At 58.9% G+C, this 18058-nt stretch carries 16 protein-coding genes; 5 read left to right on the top strand and 11 right to left on the bottom strand.

The window, feature by feature from the left end; all coding sequences use genetic code 11:
• The first annotated feature begins 16 nt into the window (after positions 1-16).
• The 3 genes from JJD74_RS09595 to JJD74_RS09585 are packed head-to-tail and all read left to right on the top strand — an operon-like array spanning position 17 to position 6926.
• Complete coding sequence (locus tag JJD74_RS09595; RefSeq protein WP_200613279.1) at positions 17-1729, top strand: DUF2138 domain-containing protein; 1713 nt, start codon at positions 17-19, stop codon at positions 1727-1729.
• Positions 1726-2364 carry a DUF1175 domain-containing protein gene (locus JJD74_RS09590; RefSeq protein WP_042561286.1) on the top strand — a complete coding sequence of 213 codons (639 nt, stop codon included), beginning with the start codon at positions 1726-1728 and terminating at the stop codon, positions 2362-2364. The genes JJD74_RS09595 and JJD74_RS09590 overlap by 4 nt, the downstream gene beginning before the upstream one ends.
• Complete coding sequence (locus tag JJD74_RS09585; protein WP_200613276.1) at positions 2361-6926, top strand: alpha-2-macroglobulin family protein; 4566 nt, start codon at positions 2361-2363, stop codon at positions 6924-6926. The genes JJD74_RS09590 and JJD74_RS09585 overlap by 4 nt, the downstream gene beginning before the upstream one ends.
• On the opposite strand, the gene JJD74_RS31395 is transcribed toward JJD74_RS09585, so the two are convergent.
• A complete protein-coding gene (locus tag JJD74_RS31395; RefSeq protein WP_442793280.1) occupies positions 6919-7221 on the bottom strand; it encodes a hypothetical protein in 303 nt (100 codons plus the stop codon). The genes JJD74_RS09585 and JJD74_RS31395 overlap by 8 nt on opposite strands.
• Here JJD74_RS31395 and JJD74_RS09580 point away from each other — a divergent pair.
• Positions 7126-8547, top strand: coding sequence for a DUF2300 domain-containing protein (locus tag JJD74_RS09580; RefSeq protein ID WP_442793279.1), 1422 nt, complete (start codon positions 7126-7128; stop codon positions 8545-8547). The genes JJD74_RS31395 and JJD74_RS09580 overlap by 96 nt on opposite strands.
• 3 nt (positions 8548-8550) lie before the next feature.
• Positions 8551-9363, top strand: a complete 813-nt coding sequence (locus JJD74_RS09575) for a YfaP family protein (RefSeq protein ID WP_200613270.1) — start codon at positions 8551-8553, stop codon at positions 9361-9363.
• 46 nt (positions 9364-9409) lie between these two features.
• Here the strand turns inward: JJD74_RS09575 and darG are convergent, their stop codons facing one another.
• The 10 genes from darG to eutC all read right to left on the bottom strand — a co-directional run bounded on the left by darG (position 9410) and on the right by eutC (position 18058).
• Complete coding sequence (gene darG, locus JJD74_RS09570; protein WP_200613267.1) at positions 9410-10495, bottom strand: type II toxin-antitoxin system antitoxin DNA ADP-ribosyl glycohydrolase DarG; 1086 nt, start codon at positions 10493-10495, stop codon at positions 9410-9412.
• Entirely contained in the window at positions 10492-11136 is a 645-nt protein-coding gene (darT, locus tag JJD74_RS09565; protein WP_200613264.1) for a type II toxin-antitoxin system toxin DNA ADP-ribosyl transferase DarT, read from the bottom strand. The genes darG and darT overlap by 4 nt, the downstream gene beginning before the upstream one ends.
• The gene (locus tag JJD74_RS09560; RefSeq protein WP_200613261.1) at positions 11137-11712 is read right to left on the bottom strand and encodes a DarT ssDNA thymidine ADP-ribosyltransferase family protein; all 576 of its coding nucleotides are present in this window, start codon (positions 11710-11712) and stop codon (positions 11137-11139) included. It lies immediately after the preceding gene.
• A 185-nt stretch (positions 11713-11897) separates the two neighbouring features.
• Positions 11898-12818 (bottom strand): restriction endonuclease, encoded by a 921-nt coding sequence (locus JJD74_RS09555; protein ID WP_042561281.1) that lies wholly within the window; start codon positions 12816-12818, stop codon positions 11898-11900.
• A 508-nt stretch (positions 12819-13326) separates the two neighbouring features.
• Positions 13327-14073, bottom strand: coding sequence for a S24 family peptidase (locus JJD74_RS09550; protein WP_115146495.1), 747 nt, complete (start codon positions 14071-14073; stop codon positions 13327-13329).
• 222 nt (positions 14074-14295) lie between these two features.
• Positions 14296-14823, bottom strand: coding sequence for an inorganic diphosphatase (gene ppa, locus JJD74_RS09545; protein WP_003205933.1), 528 nt, complete (start codon positions 14821-14823; stop codon positions 14296-14298).
• 112 nt (positions 14824-14935) lie between these two features.
• Positions 14936-15748 (bottom strand): zinc-dependent peptidase, encoded by an 813-nt coding sequence (locus JJD74_RS09540; protein WP_042561273.1) that lies wholly within the window; start codon positions 15746-15748, stop codon positions 14936-14938.
• Positions 15749-15752: 4 nt separating this feature from the next.
• Entirely contained in the window at positions 15753-16403 is a 651-nt protein-coding gene (locus tag JJD74_RS09535) for a DedA family protein (protein ID WP_042561272.1), read from the bottom strand.
• A gap of 250 nt (positions 16404-16653) precedes the next feature.
• On the bottom strand, positions 16654-17115 hold the full coding sequence (locus JJD74_RS09530; protein ID WP_016773002.1) for a GNAT family N-acetyltransferase: 462 nt from the start codon (positions 17113-17115) through the stop codon (positions 16654-16656).
• A 115-nt stretch (positions 17116-17230) separates the two neighbouring features.
• Complete coding sequence (eutC, locus tag JJD74_RS09525; RefSeq protein WP_395599681.1) at positions 17231-18058, bottom strand: ethanolamine ammonia-lyase subunit EutC; 828 nt, start codon at positions 18056-18058, stop codon at positions 17231-17233.

Below are 18058 nucleotides of genomic sequence, written 5' to 3'. Positions count from 1 at the left end.
GGGAATGAGCGTGAAGATGAGCGATAACACTGTTACCCCGGCTGCCGAAACACCTGCTGGCAAACCTTCCCGGCGCTGGCCGTTGCTGTTGGCCGGGCTGTGCCTGGTGGCTGGCGTAGCAGGCGGTTTTGGCTGGCTGCTGCTCAAACCCAAGGCGCCGCCGGTGGAGCTTGCCAGTGACAAACTTGGCCTGAGCCGCCCGGATGCATTGCTGGAAACCCGCTCGCTGAGCCAGTTGCCCAAAGACCTGCTGACGGTGCCGTTCCTCAAGGCCACGCTGACCGAAGATTTCGTCTTCTATTACGAAACTCACGCCGATCGCCTCGGCTTGATCGGTAGTCTGCGCCGAATCATTTACGAGCATGATCTGAAGTTGCAGGACAGCTTGATCGAACAGCTTTTCGATCAGCCAGCCGATGTCGCGCTGTGGCGCGGTGCCGATGGTCGCTTGAAGGACTTTCTGCTGGTGATGGATCGCGGTGGTTTGGCCAAGCTGCTGGAGCCGCTGGCGAAAGTCGCGCTGGATGACACCCAGCTCAGCGTTTTCGGCAATCTCAAGGTTGGCAGTGACGAGGTGCCGCTGTACCAGTTGAGCTACAACGCCAGCAAATCGCTGCTGTTCGCTTCGCGCGGCGACAAACTGGTAGTGCTGTCGAATCCGGCCAAGTACTACGACCCTGAAAGCGGCGTGTCCGAGGAATCCGGCCACGTCTCGCCGCAAGCACTGGCGGCATTGCTCAACGGCGAAAAGCTGTTCCCCGAAGCCTTTGGCCTGCCTGCTAAAACCCCGGAAACCAGACAGCGACTCTCGGTAAATTCCAGCGTCCTCGCCATGGGCTACCAGCGCTTCATTCCGAACTTCGCCGGCCTGCGTTTCGACATGGACGACAAGGGCTGGCACAGCTACCTCGCCATGGACGAGCTGGAAAACCAGCCGGATTTCGATTTCAAACCGGTCTGGCAAGCCATGCCACTGGGCGCCAGTGCCTGCGTAACGTTGCCGGTAGCTGCCGAACCGCAAAAGCCGTTGCTGGTAAAACTCGGCGCCGAAGACGCCGTGGCACAGACGCTCACCGAACACGTAGCGGGTGCCGCGGGCTTGTGCTGGTACGCCGATTCGCGTTTGTACACGCCATTGCTGGTGGCCAGTCTGAAGGACGAGGACAGCAGCAAGCTCGACGGCGATCTCGGCAAACTGTTCGGTTCGATGGTCGGCGCCTTCGAGTCCAACGTCGAAGAAAAAGTATTCCCTGTAGTGGAGAAACAGGAAGGCCAGAGCCACGTCTGGCAGCGTCAAGTCAGCTCCAGCTTCGGTCCCTACGCAGCCAGGGACGCAGAGAATCCGGATGCAATCAGCGGCAAGGCTTTCATGAAGGTCAGCCTCGCCCGTCACGGCTCGACGCTGCTGTTTTCCCTCGACGACAAACTGGTCGACAAAGCCCTCGGTACCCTCGACAAACGCTTCCCGCCGATGGCCGATGTGCTGCCCAAAGACGTGCTGATGCCGATCTATTTCGGCCCGGATTCGATGGCGCAACTGATGCAGCAGGAAACCCTCGACAGCCTGCCGCAAGACATGGAACCGGTGTTCTACAACGCCGCGCAAACCTATCTGATTCCAAAACTTCGCACTCTCGGCGGCTACGGCAAATATGCCCTGACCTTGCCTGAAGGCAGCGAGCCGGATGGTCACTGGCAGTGGCTGCCGCTGGAGTGGAAAGCGCTGTGACGGCACTGATCCGCAGTCTCGGCTTGCTAGCGCTGTTACTCAGCGCGGGCGCCCGAGCCATCGAAACGCCTGCGCTCGATCCTGCACAATCCCAGGTGTTCCGCGCCTGGTTCGTGCGCATCGCCCAGGAGCAACTGAGCCAGGGCCCGAGCCCGCGCTGGTATCAACAGGATTGCGCCGGGCTGGTGCGCTTCGCTGCCAACGAAGCGCTGAAAGTCCACGACGATAAATGGCTGCGCAGTAATGGCCTGTCCAATCGTTACCTGCCGCCGGAACTGTCGCTGAGCGACGATCAGCGCAAGCTCGCCCAGCAATGGCAGCAGGGCGGCGGCAAGATCGGGCCGTACGTCAACGCAATCAAACTGATTCAGTTCAACAGTCATCTGGTCAGCCGCGACGTGTCGCAGGCGCGTCCCGGTGACCTGATGTTTTTCGATCAGGGCGACGATCAGCACCTGATGATCTGGATGGGCCGCTACATCGCCTATCACACCGGCACTACCACCCCGACTGACAACGGCATGCGTTCGGCAAGCCTGCAGCAACTCATGACATGGAAGGACACCCGATGGATACCCGACGCAGCCAACCCCAACTTCATCGGCGTCTATCGACTGAACTTTCTCTCCCAATGACCGGTGCCCGCATGTTGCGTTTACTGCCTCTGCTGTTGACATTAGTCCTGCCATTTTCGGCAGTGAACGCCGAAGACACCGTCGAACCGAGCGGCTACACACCGGTGTCCGGCGAAAGTTTTTTCCTGCTGGCTGACAGCAGTTTCGCTGCCGACGAGCAGGCCATGGTTCGCCTCGAAGCGCCGGGCCGCGACTATCGGCGTTTCCGCATGGAGCCTTACGGCGGCGCCGACATTCGCGTGTATCGCATCGACAAGCCGCTGGACTTCCTCAAGCGCCAGAAAAACCTGCACCGCGTGGTCAGCGACGGCCAGTTCAAGGGCGAAGGCTTGTCCAACACCCTCGCGTATCTGTGGGACAACTGGTACCGCAAATCCCGGCGGGTGATGCAGCGTGCGTTCTCCTATGAATCGCGCAAACAGGTCACCGAGGAAGTGCCGGAACTGAAGATGGGCAACGCCATCGTCGCGCCGACACCGTATGACGCGCAGCCGCAATTCGCGCTGATTCCGGGCTTGCCGGTGGTCAGCCAGTTCCGTTATCCGCTGTGGCAGGCCAAGCCGATTCAGCCACCGGCCGGGGTCAATCTGGCCGGGTCTTCCAGCGACTTTGTCAGCGTCGCGCCGGGTAACGTTTACATCCCGCTGGGTCAGTTGAAACCGGGTCTTTATCTGGTCGAAGCGCTGATTGGCAAGTACCGCGCGACCACCATGGTCTTCGTTTCCAACACCGTGGCAGTGAGCAAGATTGCCGGTGATGAATTGCTGGTCTGGGCCGCGCGCAAACACGAAGGCAGTTCGGTGCCGAAGGTCAATGTGCTATGGACCGACGGCCTCGGCGTGATGAGCAGTGGCGCCACTGATGCCGATGGTTTGCTGCGCCTGAAACACGTCAGCCCCGAGCGTTCTTTCGTCATCGGCGAGGACGGGGAGGGCGGTGTATTCGTTTCGGAAAACTTCTACTACGACAGCGAAATCTACGACACCAAACTCTATGCCTTCACCGACCGACCGCTGTATCGCCCTGGTGATTGGGTGTCGCTGAAAATCGTCGGTCGCGAGTTCAAGAATGCGCGGGATTCGGTGTTGCCGGGTGCCGCAGACGTCAATGTCAGCGTGCTCGACGCCACTGGCACCGAGCTGCAACGCCTTGATCTGAAACTCGATTCGAAGGCCGGCACCCAGGGTCGTTTCCAGTTGCCGGATAACGCGGTGGCGGGCGGGTACGAGATTCGCTTCAACTATAAGGATCAGGCTTACAGCAGCGCCTTCCGTGTGGCTGAGTACATCAAGCCACACTTCGAGATTTCGCTGAATCTGGCCAAGCAGGATTACCGCACCGGCGAGCCGGTCAAGGGCAGTCTGGTGCTGTTGTACCCGGACGGCAAACCAGTGGCGAACGCCAAACTGACCCTGAGCCTGCGCGCGCAGCAACTGTCGATGGTCGACAACGAACTGCAATATCTCGGGCAATTCCCGGTGGAGCTGACCAGCACCGAACTGACCACCGACAGCAAAGGCAACGCCACCCTCGACCTGCCGGCCGCCGACAAACCGAGCCGCTACATGCTCACCGTGTTCGCCAGCGATGGCGCGGCGTATCGGGTCAAGACCACCAAGGAAATCCTCATTGACCGTGGCGCCGCGAGTTTCCGCTTGAGTGCGCCTCAGCGTTTCAGTGCAGTCGGCGACAAGGTCGCGTTCAGCTACGCCAACGAGGGCGGTACCGAGCAGAGCAAAGCGGTCACGCCGAGCACTTACGGCTGGGTGCGCCTGGAAGACCAGAGCACCGGCGAAGGCAAACTCGCGGCGACTGACAAAGGCTTCAGTCTGGCCTTCGAACGTCCGGGCACTTACAACCTGACGCTCAAGGGTCAACACGGTCGCGTCCTCGGCGCCACCGGTCATGCGGTCACCGGTGACGGCGTCAAAGCTGTGCCGGGCACCGTCGAAATCGTCCTCGACAAACCTGAGTACAAGGCCGGCGACGAAGCGTTGGCACTGATCACCTTCCCTGAGCCGGTCAATGATGCACTGCTGTCGCTGGAGCGCGACAAGGTCGAAGCCACCGCGCTGCTGGCCAAGGGCGGCGACTGGTTGAAACTGGAAAAACTCAGCGACACCCAATACCGCGCACGCATTGCGGTGAAGGATAACTTCGCGCCGAACCTGACCTTCTCCGTGCTGTACACCAAGGGCGGTCAGTACAGTTTCCAGAATGCCGGGATCAAAGTGATCGCACCGCAAATCGACGTGGCGATCAGCACCGACAAACAGGTGTATCTGCCGGGTGACACGGTGACCGTCGACCTGACTACGCAGTTCGCCGGTAAAGCAGTTCCGGCGCATCTGACGGTGAGTGTTGTCGACGAAATGGTTTACGCGTTGCAGCCGGAAGTCGCGCCGACCATCGACCAGTTCTTCTACCATCCACGGCGCAACAACGTGCGCACCAGCGCCAGCCTGTCGTTCATCAGTTACGACGTCGCGCTGCCGGGCAGTCCCGGTGCGCCGGGCAAAGCCAACCGCAGTGAACGTGGCGTAAAAGTGCTGGAGCGGCCGCGTCGTGAAGACGTCGATACCGCTGCGTGGCAACCGGAATTGCTGACCGGTGCCGACGGCAAAACCCGCTTCACCTTCAAGATGCCCGACTCGCTGACCCGCTGGCGCATCACCGCCCGCGCCATCGCCGATGACGGGCAGGTCGGTCAGAAGAAGCAGTTTGTCCGCTCGGAAAAACCGCTGTACCTGAAGTGGAGCGGGCCGAGCAAATTCCGTAAGGGTGATCAGCCGCAACTCGGTATTTTCGCGTTCAGCCAAGCCGAGAAACCGGTCAAGGCTGAGCTGGTCACCCACTACGCCGGCACCGAACAACGCCTGCCGGTGACCCTGAACAACGGCATCAACTACCTGCCACTGCCGGCGTTCGCATTGGCTTCCGGCGAGTGGACGGCGGAGTTGGTGCAGGACGGCAAAACCGCTGATTCTCTGGCCGTGCGCTTGAGCGCAACCGGTGACGGCTGGCAAGTGACCCAGACGCAAAGCCTCGACGTGGTCAGCGGCGATACACCACTGAGCCTGCCGGCGGACGCCACCGATATTCGCCTGCGGCTGGATGACAGCCCGCAAGCGCTGTTCCGTTCGGCGCTGGATGATCTGCTCAGCTACCCGTACGGCGGGGTCGAGCAGACTGCCAGTCGCTTGTTGCCGCTGAGCATTGCCTATCCTTCGCTGGCATCGAGCCCGCAGATCCGCGATCGCTTGCGTCTGATCATGCAGAACAGCCGTCTGCGGTTGGTGCAAATGGCCGGGCCGTCGGCGAGCTTCACCTGGTGGGGCTACGACGGTGAGCCGGATGCGTTCCTCACCGCTTACGCCTACTTCGCCGACTGGAATGCCAGCCAGTTACTGGATCTGACGCTGCCGCCGGAGCATTGGCAGCGCGTGTTGGAGGTTTACGCCAAACAGGCGCCGAACACGCCGTTGCTGCAACGGGCGTTGATTCTGTCGTTCGCCAAGCAGATGCATTTGCCGGTGAACACGCTGCTGACGGGGTTGATGGAGGATCTGGCGAAGGCGGGTGAAGGCAATGCCGAAACCCTGATCGACGATGGCGTAGACAGCCTGGTGATGAGCGATCCGGATTCGGCGCTCGGTCTGGCGGCGGCGCGAGTGTTGACCGCATCGCTGGCCACACAGGCGAAAGTCGCGTTGCCTGACGCATTCAATCGTCAGGTGGGCGCTGCGCAACAGCGTCTGTCGGTCAGTTCGCAGCCGTTTGTCGAAGCGCTGAATCTGTCGCTGCAACCGTTCGATCAGGCTCGCGCGCAAGCCTTGCTGCAACGCCTGTTGCCGCAGCAATCGACGCTCGAGCGCGCACTGGCGCTGACCTGGCTGCAACGCAGCATCGCCCAGGCTTCGCCGACCATTGCGCTGACGCCGGGTGAGGGCTGGAAGAAAAGCTACGGTGCCAGTGGCGAGATGTTCTGGACGTGGCAGGGGGCGACGCCGGTGCCGAGCGTGTTGACGGTTTCTGGTACTCAGGAGCGTCCGCTGCGCGCGGCGCTGAGTTTCCAGACTCAACAGCCGGCCATCGATCCAATGGCCGTGACCATCACCCGTCGCCTGTCGCGACTGGTGCCGGGCGACGAAGCGTTCACTTTCAAACTGGAACCGGTCGGCACTAAGCCGCTGTCCAGCGACAGCCTGTATCTGGACGAAGTGATCCTCACCAGCAAGGCGCCGAAACCGCTGCGCTACGGCATGCTTGAAGTACCGCTGCCACCGGGCGCTGATGTCGAGCGCACAACGTGGGGCATCAAGTTGCAGGGCAAGGATGGCACCGAACCGACCGCACTCGAGAAAGCGCGTTTTGAGCCGGGACAACTGGCCTACGCGGTGCCGGTGGATGCGCTGAGCGGCGAGTTGCGCCTGCGCCATCTCGTGCGTTTCTCGCAGAAGGGCCAGTTCAATTTACCGCCGGTGCGTTTCACCCAGGTCTACGCGCCGCAACATCAGGCTCAGGAAGCGAAAGCCGCCCTCGGTCAGGTCACGGTCAACTGACATGAAGCGGCCGCTGCTGTGGCTGATGTTGTGTGTGATTCCCGCGCTGGCAACGGCGCAGGATGAGTCTTTGCGCGTGGCCTACAAGGGTGAATTGTTGTCGTTGAGCCAGACGCAACTGATCGCTCGCGAGCCGTTGCCGCCTTCGCTGGATGCGCCGCTGGGCAGTCTGTGGAAGCTGTTTGTTTATGCGTGGCTGGTGGATACCGGCGCTCGCGAGCCCGCTTATGAATGTCGCGGACAGTCGAAGGAAGAAGTTTATTGCTGCAGCGCTGGCGGCAAGATTGAACGTGATCAGGCGTTGGTGAAGTCGTGTGGGTTGTATTTCGAGCCTGCGCGGTTGGGGATTTCCTCTTCCGATTGGCGGGCGTATTGGCAGACGCGGCAGGCACCGCCGTGGTTGCTGGATCTGCCATTGGTGCAACCGGCTACCCGAGTTTCTGTGGCTGATTTGTTGATGGTGTTGTCTTTGCTGCCAGCTCAAGACCAGATGCGCCGCGTGTTGCTTGATGTCGTTCTGACTGCGGCGGATGGCAACGTCGTTGGTGAATTGGGCGGGCGCTTGCGGGTGAAAACCTGGAGCTGGCTCGGCGATCAGGACCCACAATCGCGACAGGGCGGATTTGCCGGTTGGACGGTGGATGGCTCGCCGGTTTGGGCGGGAGGGCGTGGCACCAGTCAAATGGTTCTACGAAATTACGGTCAGGCACTGGCGACGGTGTTGCCAACGGTCCGGCCGGTAGAGACGGGCCGTTGTGTCGAAGTCGGTCTGTTCTCGCGCTATCCGGTGTTACGTGTTTTGGCTGGCGATCGGGCGGTGACTTCCGGACCGTTGCAGGGCGATTACCGCGTCGAATTCGCTAACGGCAATGCGCTGGATATCCATAGCGACGGCGAACTGTTTCTGCTCAACAACAAACTCGTCGCCAGGCTTGATCGCGAAGAATACGTCGCCCGGGTGCTGGATCGCGAAGCCAAACCCGAACCCGCCGAAGCCGCCAAAGCGCTGGCCGTGGCGATCCGCACCTACCTGCTGCAAAACGCTGCGCGTAGCGGCGATTGCCTGAGCATCGATGACAGCAGCACCCGCCAACGCGTCGCCCCGCGTCCGGCCTCGGCGGAGTCTCGCAGTATCGCCGCATGGACGGCCGATCTGGTGTTGGCCGGCAGTATCGTCACCTATCACTCAGACCAACCCGGCCCGGACAAACTCGCTTGGCAACAAGCCGTCGAGCAGGCCAATGCTGGTCAGCGCTACGACGCGATTCTGCTCCACGCCTATCCGCGCGCCAGCCTTAGCCGTTGGGACAACCCAGTCGCCTCCTGCGAAGCACTGCCCGCCGCCCAAGACTGGCTGCAAAAGCAACGACGCGGCTGGCGCCCGAAGCTGGAAAGCGAAACCGGCTACAACGAAGTCAGCACGTTCGCCGTGTGCAAACTGGCTTTTGGCAGACCCTTCGTCGACCGCGAGCGCCAACGAATCTATGTGCGCGGCGTACTCACCCTGCAGGATCGCCTCGACCTCACCCACGAATATCTGCACCTGGCTTTTGAAGCACATCCCAACGGCCAGGATGAAACCTACATTGAAGGGCTCGCCCGTCACCTCTTGCTGGAATAGACCATGACACTCCGTTATCCACAGGTCTTGCTGCTGCTCTGCACGCTAACCGCGCTGTCGCCGGCCATCGCCGCCGACAGCGTCAAACTCGACACCCCGGTCGGCGGCTGGCGCAGCGGCGCGCCGCAAGGCGAGGGCGAAAGCTTCCGCCAGACCGTCAACTACCCAGCCTCCTCGGTGAACACCCCGATCGGCCAAGCCAACACCGCACGCATCAGCGGCGAAATCAAAGCCACACCGAAGAGCACAGAGCCCGGCCGCCTCATCGTCAACGGCGTCAGCATGCCGCTGAAAATCGACGACGCCGGCCACTTCGACCGCCCATTCTCCTTCCCCAACGGCAGCAACAGCGTCGAAGTCCGCAGCCCTGACGGCAAACAACGTCACCGCACCCAATTCCTCAACACCAGCGGCGGCGCTACCCCGGCCAAACTGCGCGTCCTGCTGGCCTGGGACAGCGACGGCACCGACCTCGACCTGCATCTCGTCACCCCCGACGGCGGCCACATCTGGTACGGCAATCGCACCGCCCCCAACGGCGGCGCCCTCGACGTCGACGTCACCACCGGCTACGGCCCGGAAATCTTCGCCATGCCGGCGCCGATCAAGGGGCAGTATCTGGTGTATGTGAATTACTACGGCGGCGGGTATCGCGCAGATGACGAAGGTGGGGATGAAGCCGTGCAGGCGCTGACGACGGCGCAGGTGACGGTGATTACCGAAGAAGGCACGCCGAGCGAGAAGATGGAGACTTTTTTGATCCCGATGCGGACGGCGGGGGAGTTGACGTTGGTTAAGGCGTTTAGTTATCCGTGAGCGATAAATTGGGCAGCAAGTTGCTGCCCAATTATCCTGTCATCACTCAGGCCGCCAATTCAGGTCGGAAACTGCTGGAGGTCAGACGCTTTAGCGCAATATCAAGAGCCTGATCATCGAACAGTTTGCTCTTGCGAGCAGCAGCACCAGCGCCACCGTCCCAATGCTTCAACGCCTCACGCACTGCAGGAACGGTCGCAGACACGCCTTCCTGGCTTAGCAGCCAATCGACTGTCGCCAACAACTCCATACCGAATGGCGATTCAAAACCGTCAATCAACTCGGCAGTGCGTTCTAAAGCCTGGGAGTATTCCTTGGCCTCAGTCTTCAGATACGTCTGCAAAAAGGCTTTGCGCTCTTGATCAAACCAGATCACATCGCTAATGCCGGCGTCACTGATGCGTTTGTCACAGTGCAGATAACTGCCATCGAGGTTGTCGAGCAGATGTTCCAGCCGGTTGGCGTACGGCCCATATTTGTGCGCGACAAACTTCAGATTCAGAGGATTCTCGGTATCCGGCAACTGCTCGATAGCACGCTCGAGAAACCAAGCCAACTTCTGTATCTCCAGCAGACTGCACTCCATACCTAAAACCCAATAGCGACGAACCAGTTCGGCGATAAGCGCGCGGGCTGGCGTGAGTTTTTCTACGCCCGAACGTTTGGCTACGTTCAGATACTGGTTCGAGGGCTCGAATACCAACACATCGGCGTCCAGGTCCCCCAACACTTCGACAATCTGCTCACGGACTTCAGGCCACTTCAAACCGCCGTTACCAGCACCCAGAGGCGGGACGGCGACAGATTTCACGTCGTTCTCAAGCAAAAACCGACGCAGATCATGCAAGCCTTCCGTTATCCACGCCATTTGCGACGGAGAACGCCAATGGCGTTTGGTTGGGAAGTTCACGATCCAGCGAGGGCCATCGAGTTCATTGGTGGCCGTCACATGCATCTTGCCGGTTTCTACTTCCTTCGCCTTACACGCTGCTGCATAGAGACGGTAATTTTGCGCAAAGCGTTCTTTAAACATCAATGCGATGCCCTTGCCCATCACGCCCACGGTATTCACCGTGTTGACGAGGGCTTCGGTTTTGGCTTCCAGCAGGTTGCCTTGGGTGAATCTGATCATTGGAAATACCATTTGGGGCGCGCATGAACCGGCAACGTCAGGCCTCTAGCGGCAACGTCTGCTTCTATACGTACTTTCATTGCATCGGTGTGGCACATGATGCCCAGTAGCCCCGTAATCGGTAGGTGATGGTGGATCAGCGCCTCAGCCTGATAACGCTCCATTTTGCGAGGATCATCAGGATCGCGCTTGAAGTCGCGCCGTTGAAGGATAGACCAATCGATCTGGTCGAGATTCGCCAGATCGCTGTAGTAGTTTGTCCAACTCGGGTAAGCATGTGCGTTTGTAAAGACAAACGGTAGGCCGAGCTCTTCAACGCGATAGAGGCTTGAGACCAGAATCACGATCTCGTCATTGCTGCGTTGCTGAACACTCCAGCCAGAGTGAATGTTCTGCATCATCACTGAGAAGGGCGTGAAGTAGAAGGGCACGTAATCGGCCAAAACGCCTTCCGGTGCGATAGGCACCTGACGGGAACGGCGCTTATCGATCAAGTCGACGTTACCGATATTCACGTACTGAGGTGCCTGTGCTTCCGAATTTGCGCAATGCAGACCGTTGTCCAGAATCCAGGGCAGGTTATCGCGGTGCACGATACGCCAAATCAGAGCTTTCTCTGGATTCAGGCTGGTGTAGTTCATTTATAAGAACATTCCGGGATTCACGCTGATGGGAGTCGCAAGCTTTGCCACGCGCATTTTAGCCTCACAAAGCGAGCTGACTTCATCGTTGGGTGCATAAATCCTGGAAAAGTTTTTGGGGTTTACCATTTCGGGAGATAGGCATTCGGCCATGCAAACGCTTTTGCATTCTGGGTTCTGATAGTCCCGAGTACTCATCAGCTCCCAATTAATTGCTTCAAAACCTGCGTTGTAATCGAGCAGTTGGATCGCATCATCAGCGAGTGGGTGACGGGGAATAATTTTCCAGTCGTTTTGTTTGGCAAATGATCGAAAGACGGAGATGAGGACGAACTTTTCTTTGGGCCGGCTGAGCTGTACACGTCCATCAAAAGGATTCGCAGCAAACCAGTGGAACGGAACATAGCGATCAAGATTGAGCGCTTTGCGCTTCCTGAGGATTTCACTGTCTGCGACGTCGGTGAAATTTTCCAGACTGGCGCGAGGCTTTAGGCCTTCCTGAAAGATCCCATCCAAATTCTCAACGGAGGTGAGGTGGTAAACGAAGTATTTTTCCCTGATGTTTGCGTCCGACATAGTGGTCTCCTTGACCTACACATCAACCTAAACTGAATTCAGTCCCGGCCTTGCCCCGCGCTGATGTAACCCTCGATCCGTGGGGGTTGGTACAACAATCGCCGTGATTCTAGTTTGCTATCACTTTTGACCACAAGCCCAATATGGAAATTGGTTAGCAGGGTCATACAGCAACACGCCTGAACTCACTCTTCGTCAAAATAATCGCGATCCAGCGTCGGCAACCGCAACAAACGCGATGTCACGCCCACCTCATGATCCATCATCAGATGCACCAGCCGCATGCCGTCTACCAACACAATGCCGTCCACCGATTTGGCGAAGTCGACAGCGTGCGCTGTAAAGCCAGAGGTGGTAATGAACACGCCACGCTTGGCTTTTTGCCCTGCGAGCGCCCCATAGAACGCCTGCAGTTCAGGCCGGCCAACCGTGTTCTGCCAGCGCTTGGCCTGAACGTAAACCTTCTCCAGCCCCAATTTATCGAGCGAGATAATGCCGTCGATTCCTGCATCACCGGAACCGCCGACACGTTGCAGATCATTACGACTGGCGCCGTAACCCAGGCGATGAAGTACATCCAGCACGATCACTTCGAAGCGGTTGGGGCTGACTTGCAGCAAGTTATCCAAAAGGTCGGCCGCCGTCGCATCGCGCAGTTCCTTTAGCGCTCGCTCCAATCGGTCATCGGGGCTTTCGGTGGCAGAGGCCAGATCTGGCTCCACATTTGGTTGGTCATCCAGTGGCTCGGCATCAGGCGCGACTTTCAGCTTCACATTCATGTAGCCGATCGCTAAATGCTCCACGTCCTTGGCTGACAGTGGAAATGCATGCTCCTTGGCGTACTGCACACCAGCGTCAGTCAACTTCCAATAACCGCGTTTGGCACTACTGGAAAGACCTGCACGCTTGAGGCGATCGTGTGCCCAGCCTGATCGGTTCTTGTAGGTGGCCTGACCACTCGCGATCAGATCTTCACGCTGCGCTTCTGTTAATTGCAGCATTTTGGCTGCCGCTTCGTGGGCGTCCCGAGCAATTGCACCGTCGGGTTTTGTGGCAAGAAACCGGAGGATCGGCTCGATGAACTGATCGTAGGTTGGAACAGACATGGGCGCATCCCTGTGCTGATGGGTGTTTTTGAACTGACCGACGGGCGAGTATAAATTAACGCTCGCTGAGGATGCCTTCGAGAGTAAGAGCTGGTGCCGTGAAAACGTAAGTCGCTGTGTCGTGGCGTCCTGATAGGGCGAGTAGCTGAGCAGAACACTTTCCAGCAGGCATTAAAAAGCCGGCTTGTGGCCGGCTTCTCGGGGACTGGCTTGGCCTATTTTTGGTAAGCCTTGCCAGCCTTCAAAACGTACACCCGGATCTGCGTCCGGCTGTGGGACTTGGTCAGACGTTGGTCTGCCGCGTCGGGCGTCATCTGAGCCGCGGGAGCGGGGCGATGCGCAAATGTGGGGCGCAGGATACTGAGTTTTGCTTTGGATTCCCAGTGTGAAGTGCGGGTTAGAGCGATCTCGCTGGCAAAAAATCAAGATTTGTACCGGATATCAGGGCCTCATCGCCAGCAGGCTGGCTCCCACAGGTTCGGTGTGAGGCAAAGTCAGCCAAACCAGCTCAGAGAAATGGCACCACCGGCCGCCGTTTGCTCAGCGTCGACCACCAGAATACCCAGCCCAATATATGGATCCGCTGCTCTTCGATTTGTGCGGGGCGGAAGACTTCGTCGGGATATTCAGCGCTGTTGTGGCTGCGCAGGCGCAGGCCGTTGCCGGGCATGCGATGCAGGTATTTGATGCGAAGCATGCCGTCGTGTTCGATGGCGTAGATTTCGCCGTCGACGACTTGGGTGAGGCCGCGGTCGATGGCGACGATGGAGCCGTCATCGATGCGGTCGGCCATGCTGTTGCCGATCATGTGTGCGCAGATAGCGTCGCCTGGGCGGATTTCCAGTTGATCGAGGTGCGCGCGTAGCAGGCGGATGGACAGGTCCGGGTCCTGGATGACGTGGGTTTTTCCAGAGCCGTTGGTCTGCGGTGTTTCTTTGAAGAACGCCAGATCGATGTCGTTGGGGTCGATGACGTTGTAGACGCCACGGATGGTCTGGGCGTCGAAGGTGTCGCCGTTGCTCGCGGGCGGGGTCAGGCTTGGTATCTCTTTGGTGCCTTCGCCGGTTTTCAGCCATTCGCTGTTGACGGACAACAGGCGTGAGACTTCTTCCATGCGATACGCCGGGACGCCCCGGGTGTACCAGTTGTGGACATTTTGGGCTTCCGTGCCCCAGAACTTTGCGAAACCCGTGGTGGAGATGTTCGCTTTTTCCAGGAGTGCCTTGAATCTTGGACCGCTAGTGTTCTTTCTCATAAACACGGAGTCTACGGCCGTGCTAGAGGGGTTTGAATAAACTTGGCGTTCAAAAACGGGCTGAATTTTGCGACTGGATGTAAGACGTTCTTGTGGGAAATTAAACAAGTTAAAACCGTATCGCGCAGAGTTTAAACAGTTCGTTTAAGGGGGATGTTCTCGCACATAAAAAACCCCGGATCGACCGGGGTTTTATCCAAGCGTCACGCAGGTTGCATGGACTCAGCCTTTGTAGGCAGCAACCGACTTGGTGATCGCTTCGCGGGCGGCGTCTGCACCGGCCCAGCCTTCGATCTTGACCCATTTGCCTTTTTCGAGATCTTTGTAGTTCGCAAAGAAGTGCTCGATCTGCTGGATCAGCAGCGGTGGCAGGTCGGTGTATTCCTTCACGTCGACGTACAGCTGGGACAGCTTGTCGTGTGGCACTGCGATAACTTTGGCATCGCCGCCGCCGTCGTCAGTCATGTTCAGGATACCAACCGGGCGTGCGCGGATTACCGAGCCTGGCGCAACCGGGTAAGGGGTTACGACCAGCACGTCGAGGGGATCACCGTCGTCAGCCAGGGTGTTCGGGATGTAACCGTAGTTGGCCGGGTAGAACATTGGGGTGGCCATGAAACGGTCAACGAACAGGCAATCGCTGTCTTTGTCGATTTCGTATTTGATCGGCGCGTGGTTGGCCGGGATCTCGATCGCGACGTAGATGTCGTTCGGCAGGTCTTTGCCAGCCGGAATCTTGCTGTAGCTCATTGGGCGTTGCCCCCGTAGTTGACCAAAAACACTTGGCCGGATTGACCAAAAAGTGGCGGCGATTATAGGCATATTCTGCCGTCGACGCCATGAACCTAAAGTCGTGCAGAACTTAGTCGTGCGCCTGATAGACCGGGTCGCTGGCCTGAAGTTGCCGCAACCTGCCCAACGGGTCCTGCCGATAGAAAAGCTGCAGTTGCGCGTAGACCTGCGGATAAGCCTCGTGCAGCAGATCCGGGGCGCTGAAGAAGTATTCGCTGGTGACGGCGAAGAACTCGGCCGGGTTCTCGGCGGCGTAAGGATCGATGGCGGTTTCTGCGTCGGGATTGTCGTCGAGCTGGCGGTTGAGATCGTCGTAAGCCGTCTGCATTACGTCGGCCCAGTCGCTGACGCGCATGTCGGTGTGCAGCGGCGGCAGGCCGTTGGCGTCACCGTTAAGCATGTCGAGTTTGTGCGCCAGTTCGTGAATCACCAGGTTGTAGCCTTCCCAGCCACCACTGGCCATCACGCCCGGCCAGGCAAGGATGATCGGCCCCTGCTGCCAGGCTTCACCGCTGTGTTCGCCATCCCATTCGTGCTCAACGCCACTGGCATCGCGGTGACGCTGTGGGCTGAGGAAGTCGTCGGGATAGAGGACGATTTCGTGAAAACCCTGATACCAGTTCAGATCGCCCAGATGCAAAAGCGGTAATTGTGCCTGGGCGGCGAGCAGTAGGCGTTGCTCCTGATGCAATTCGACGCCGGGCAGGGCGCTCAGGTGTTTGTCTTCGAGAAACAGCACACAGGCTTCGCGCAGCCACTGATCTTCTGCGGGCGTGATGCCATCAAGAAAGCTCAGGTGATGGCGCACCTGTTGCCACATCTCGTCGGCAATCGGGTGCCTGGCCAGAATGCGCCGGCGGCGCCAGGCGCTCAGCGACCACATCGGCTTAGTGCGATTGGACTTTGGTGCCGCCGAAACGGCTGCGCACCACGCCGATGATCATCGGAATCAGCGACAGCAGAATGATGGCGACCACCAGCAACGACAGGTTTTTCTTGATGAACGGTACGTTGCCGAAGAAGTAACCCAGGGTCACCAGTCCGCCCACCCAGAGGATGGTGCCCAGCACGCTGAAACCGAAGAAACGCGGGTACGGCATCCGCGCTACACCGGCGACGAACGGTGCGAAAGTCCGGATGATTGGCAGGAAGCGCGCCAAGGTCACGGTTTTGCCGCCGTGCTTGTCATAGAAATCGTGGGTCTTTTGCAGATAGTCGCGGCGGAAGATTTTCGAGTTCGGGTTGCTGAACAGCTTTTCGCCAGCCGTTCGCCCGATGACGTAGTTGGTGCTGTCGCCCAGGATCGCAGCGAGCATCAGCAGACCGCCTAACAGCACTGGGTCCATGCCGCCGCCAGCCGCAACAGCGCCGGCAATGAACAGCAGCGAATCGCCAGGCAGGAACGGCATCACCACCAGACCGGTTTCACAGAAAATCACCAGAAACAGGATGGCGTAGATCCACGGCCCGTAGTTGTTCACCAGCAAGTCGAGGTAAACGTCGAGATGCAGGATAAGGTCGAGCGGGTTGAAATCCATGGGGGCACCTGTATGGCGGCCCTACTCAGTGGGCCTGTGCGGATGACTTCGTGTAAGCCTACAGCGGGATGTAGTTTTTCTTACAAGCCGGGAAGATCGGGATTATACGGTTTGAATGATGACGCGCGTGTTGGTTTTGTAGCGCGGGATGTCGAGGTGTGAGGAATTGTCAGAGATACGGAGTTGTGGGGGCGTGAGTTTTTGTGGCGAGGGAGCTCCCCTGGCCACAAATAGACTCGTCAAACTGGCGTTATAGCTCGTCGCTGATCGGCAGCACGTAGTTCTTGAACTCGGTGTCTTCCTTGAAGCCAATCGATTCGTAGGTTTTCTGCGCCACTTCGTTATTGGCACTGGTGGAGACGCGCATGCGCACGGCCTGGGTTTCCTTGGCCATTTTCTTCGCGGTACGGATCAGGTTGTCGGCGACCAGTTGGCGCCGAGCGTCTTCGGCGACGTAGATGTCGTTGAGGATCCACACGCGTTTGAGCGACAGCGAGGAGAAGCTTGGATACAGCTGACAGAAGCCCATCAGCTTTTTGTCGTCATCATCGGCCAGAGCCAGATAGATCACCGACTCTTTGCGGCGCAGGCGTTTTTCGAGAAACGCGCGGGAGGAATCCGGGTAAGGCAGGGAGCCGTAGAACTCGCGATATTTGACGAACAACGGAGTCAACAAATCCAGATGTTCGAGGGTCGCTTGAATAATCCGCATGATAGGTCTCGTCTTCAAGTGGCTGTCTTCAACTGCTCTGACGGCGATGGGGAACCCTGGCGGCCGTGCGTCGATCCTGCCTTAAACCAGCGCAGAAACGCAATGCGGAAACGGTTCAGGCTGGGGGCGGATCGAGTAGGAAATTTCCTTTCATGTCCGCTCCAGCGTCCGACTCCAGCGTCTGAACCTGTGCTTCGTCCTTCAGGTTGACCCCCGACAGCTGTCGCCGACAGGCTTCGCGCATCAGGTACAGCAAGCGATGCGCCGCCATGCCGTAGCTCAAGCCTTCAAGCCGTACGTTGGAAATGCAATTGCGATAGGCGTCGGTCAATCCGATTTTTGGATTGTAGGTGAAATACAAACCGAGGCTGTCCGGCGAGCTGAGGCCAGGGCGTTCACCGATCAGCATGACGACCATTTTTGCGCCGAGCAGTTGACCGATCTCGTCGCCGACGGCAACGCGACCCTGTTCTACCAGAACGAGGGGCGCAATCGACCAGCCGTCGCCGCCCATTTGCTCTTCCAGCCGGAGCAGAAACGGCAGCGTATGCCGATGCACCGCCAGCGCCGATAGACCGTCAGCCACGACAATCGCCAGATCGACGCCGCCCGGATGGGCCGCTGCGTAATCGCGCAAGGCCTGCGCTGACTCGTCGCTGAGCTTGCGTCCCAGATCCGGACGTTGCAGGTAGCTGTTGCGGTCCACCGCTGCGCTGTGCAAAAGCAGGCTTTCGCGCCCACGCTCACTCAGTTGTGCACTGAGTCCGGCATGATCGAACGGCAGATGCACCGCATCCCGCGCCTGAGCGTGGGCGTACTGGAAATCCAGTTGCGCGCTGGTTGGCAGGCTGGTGCCGGTGCGGCCGAGGGCGATTCGCGCCGGCGTCAGGCGACGCAGTTCCAGCCATGGGTTTTGTGGGTCGACAGGCGGTTTATCCATCAG

Origin of the sequence: Pseudomonas sp. MF6776 (assembly GCF_016613125.1) — a bacterium.
Lineage (GTDB): Bacteria > Pseudomonadota > Gammaproteobacteria > Pseudomonadales > Pseudomonadaceae > Aquipseudomonas > Aquipseudomonas iridis.
This window is presented reverse-complemented; position numbering and strand designations above follow the sequence as displayed.

Excerpts from the sequence above, each read along its gene's own strand:
- JJD74_RS09560 (WP_200613261.1), bottom strand. The coding sequence starts at position 11,712 with ATGTCGGACGCAAACATCAGGGAAAAATACTTCGTTTACCACCTCACC.
- JJD74_RS09550 (WP_115146495.1), bottom strand. The coding sequence starts at position 14,073 with ATGAGAAAGAACACTAGCGGTCCAAGATTCAAGGCACTCCTGGAAAAA.
- JJD74_RS09585 (WP_200613276.1), top strand. The coding sequence starts at position 2,361 with ATGACCGGTGCCCGCATGTTGCGTTTACTGCCTCTGCTGTTGACATTA.
- JJD74_RS09535 (WP_042561272.1), bottom strand. The coding sequence starts at position 16,403 with ATGGATTTCAACCCGCTCGACCTTATCCTGCATCTCGACGTTTACCTC.
- JJD74_RS09595 (WP_200613279.1), top strand. The coding sequence starts at position 17 with ATGAGCGATAACACTGTTACCCCGGCTGCCGAAACACCTGCTGGCAAA.
- JJD74_RS09530 (WP_016773002.1), bottom strand. The coding sequence starts at position 17,115 with ATGCGGATTATTCAAGCGACCCTCGAACATCTGGATTTGTTGACTCCG.
- JJD74_RS09540 (WP_042561273.1), bottom strand. The coding sequence starts at position 15,748 with ATGTGGTCGCTGAGCGCCTGGCGCCGCCGGCGCATTCTGGCCAGGCAC.
- darG (WP_200613267.1), bottom strand. The coding sequence starts at position 10,495 with ATGATCAGATTCACCCAAGGCAACCTGCTGGAAGCCAAAACCGAAGCC.
- ppa (WP_003205933.1), bottom strand. The coding sequence starts at position 14,823 with ATGAGCTACAGCAAGATTCCGGCTGGCAAAGACCTGCCGAACGACATC.
- JJD74_RS09575 (WP_200613270.1), top strand. The coding sequence starts at position 8,551 with ATGACACTCCGTTATCCACAGGTCTTGCTGCTGCTCTGCACGCTAACC.
- JJD74_RS09555 (WP_042561281.1), bottom strand. The coding sequence starts at position 12,818 with ATGTCTGTTCCAACCTACGATCAGTTCATCGAGCCGATCCTCCGGTTT.
- darT (WP_200613264.1), bottom strand. The coding sequence starts at position 11,136 with ATGAACTACACCAGCCTGAATCCAGAGAAAGCTCTGATTTGGCGTATC.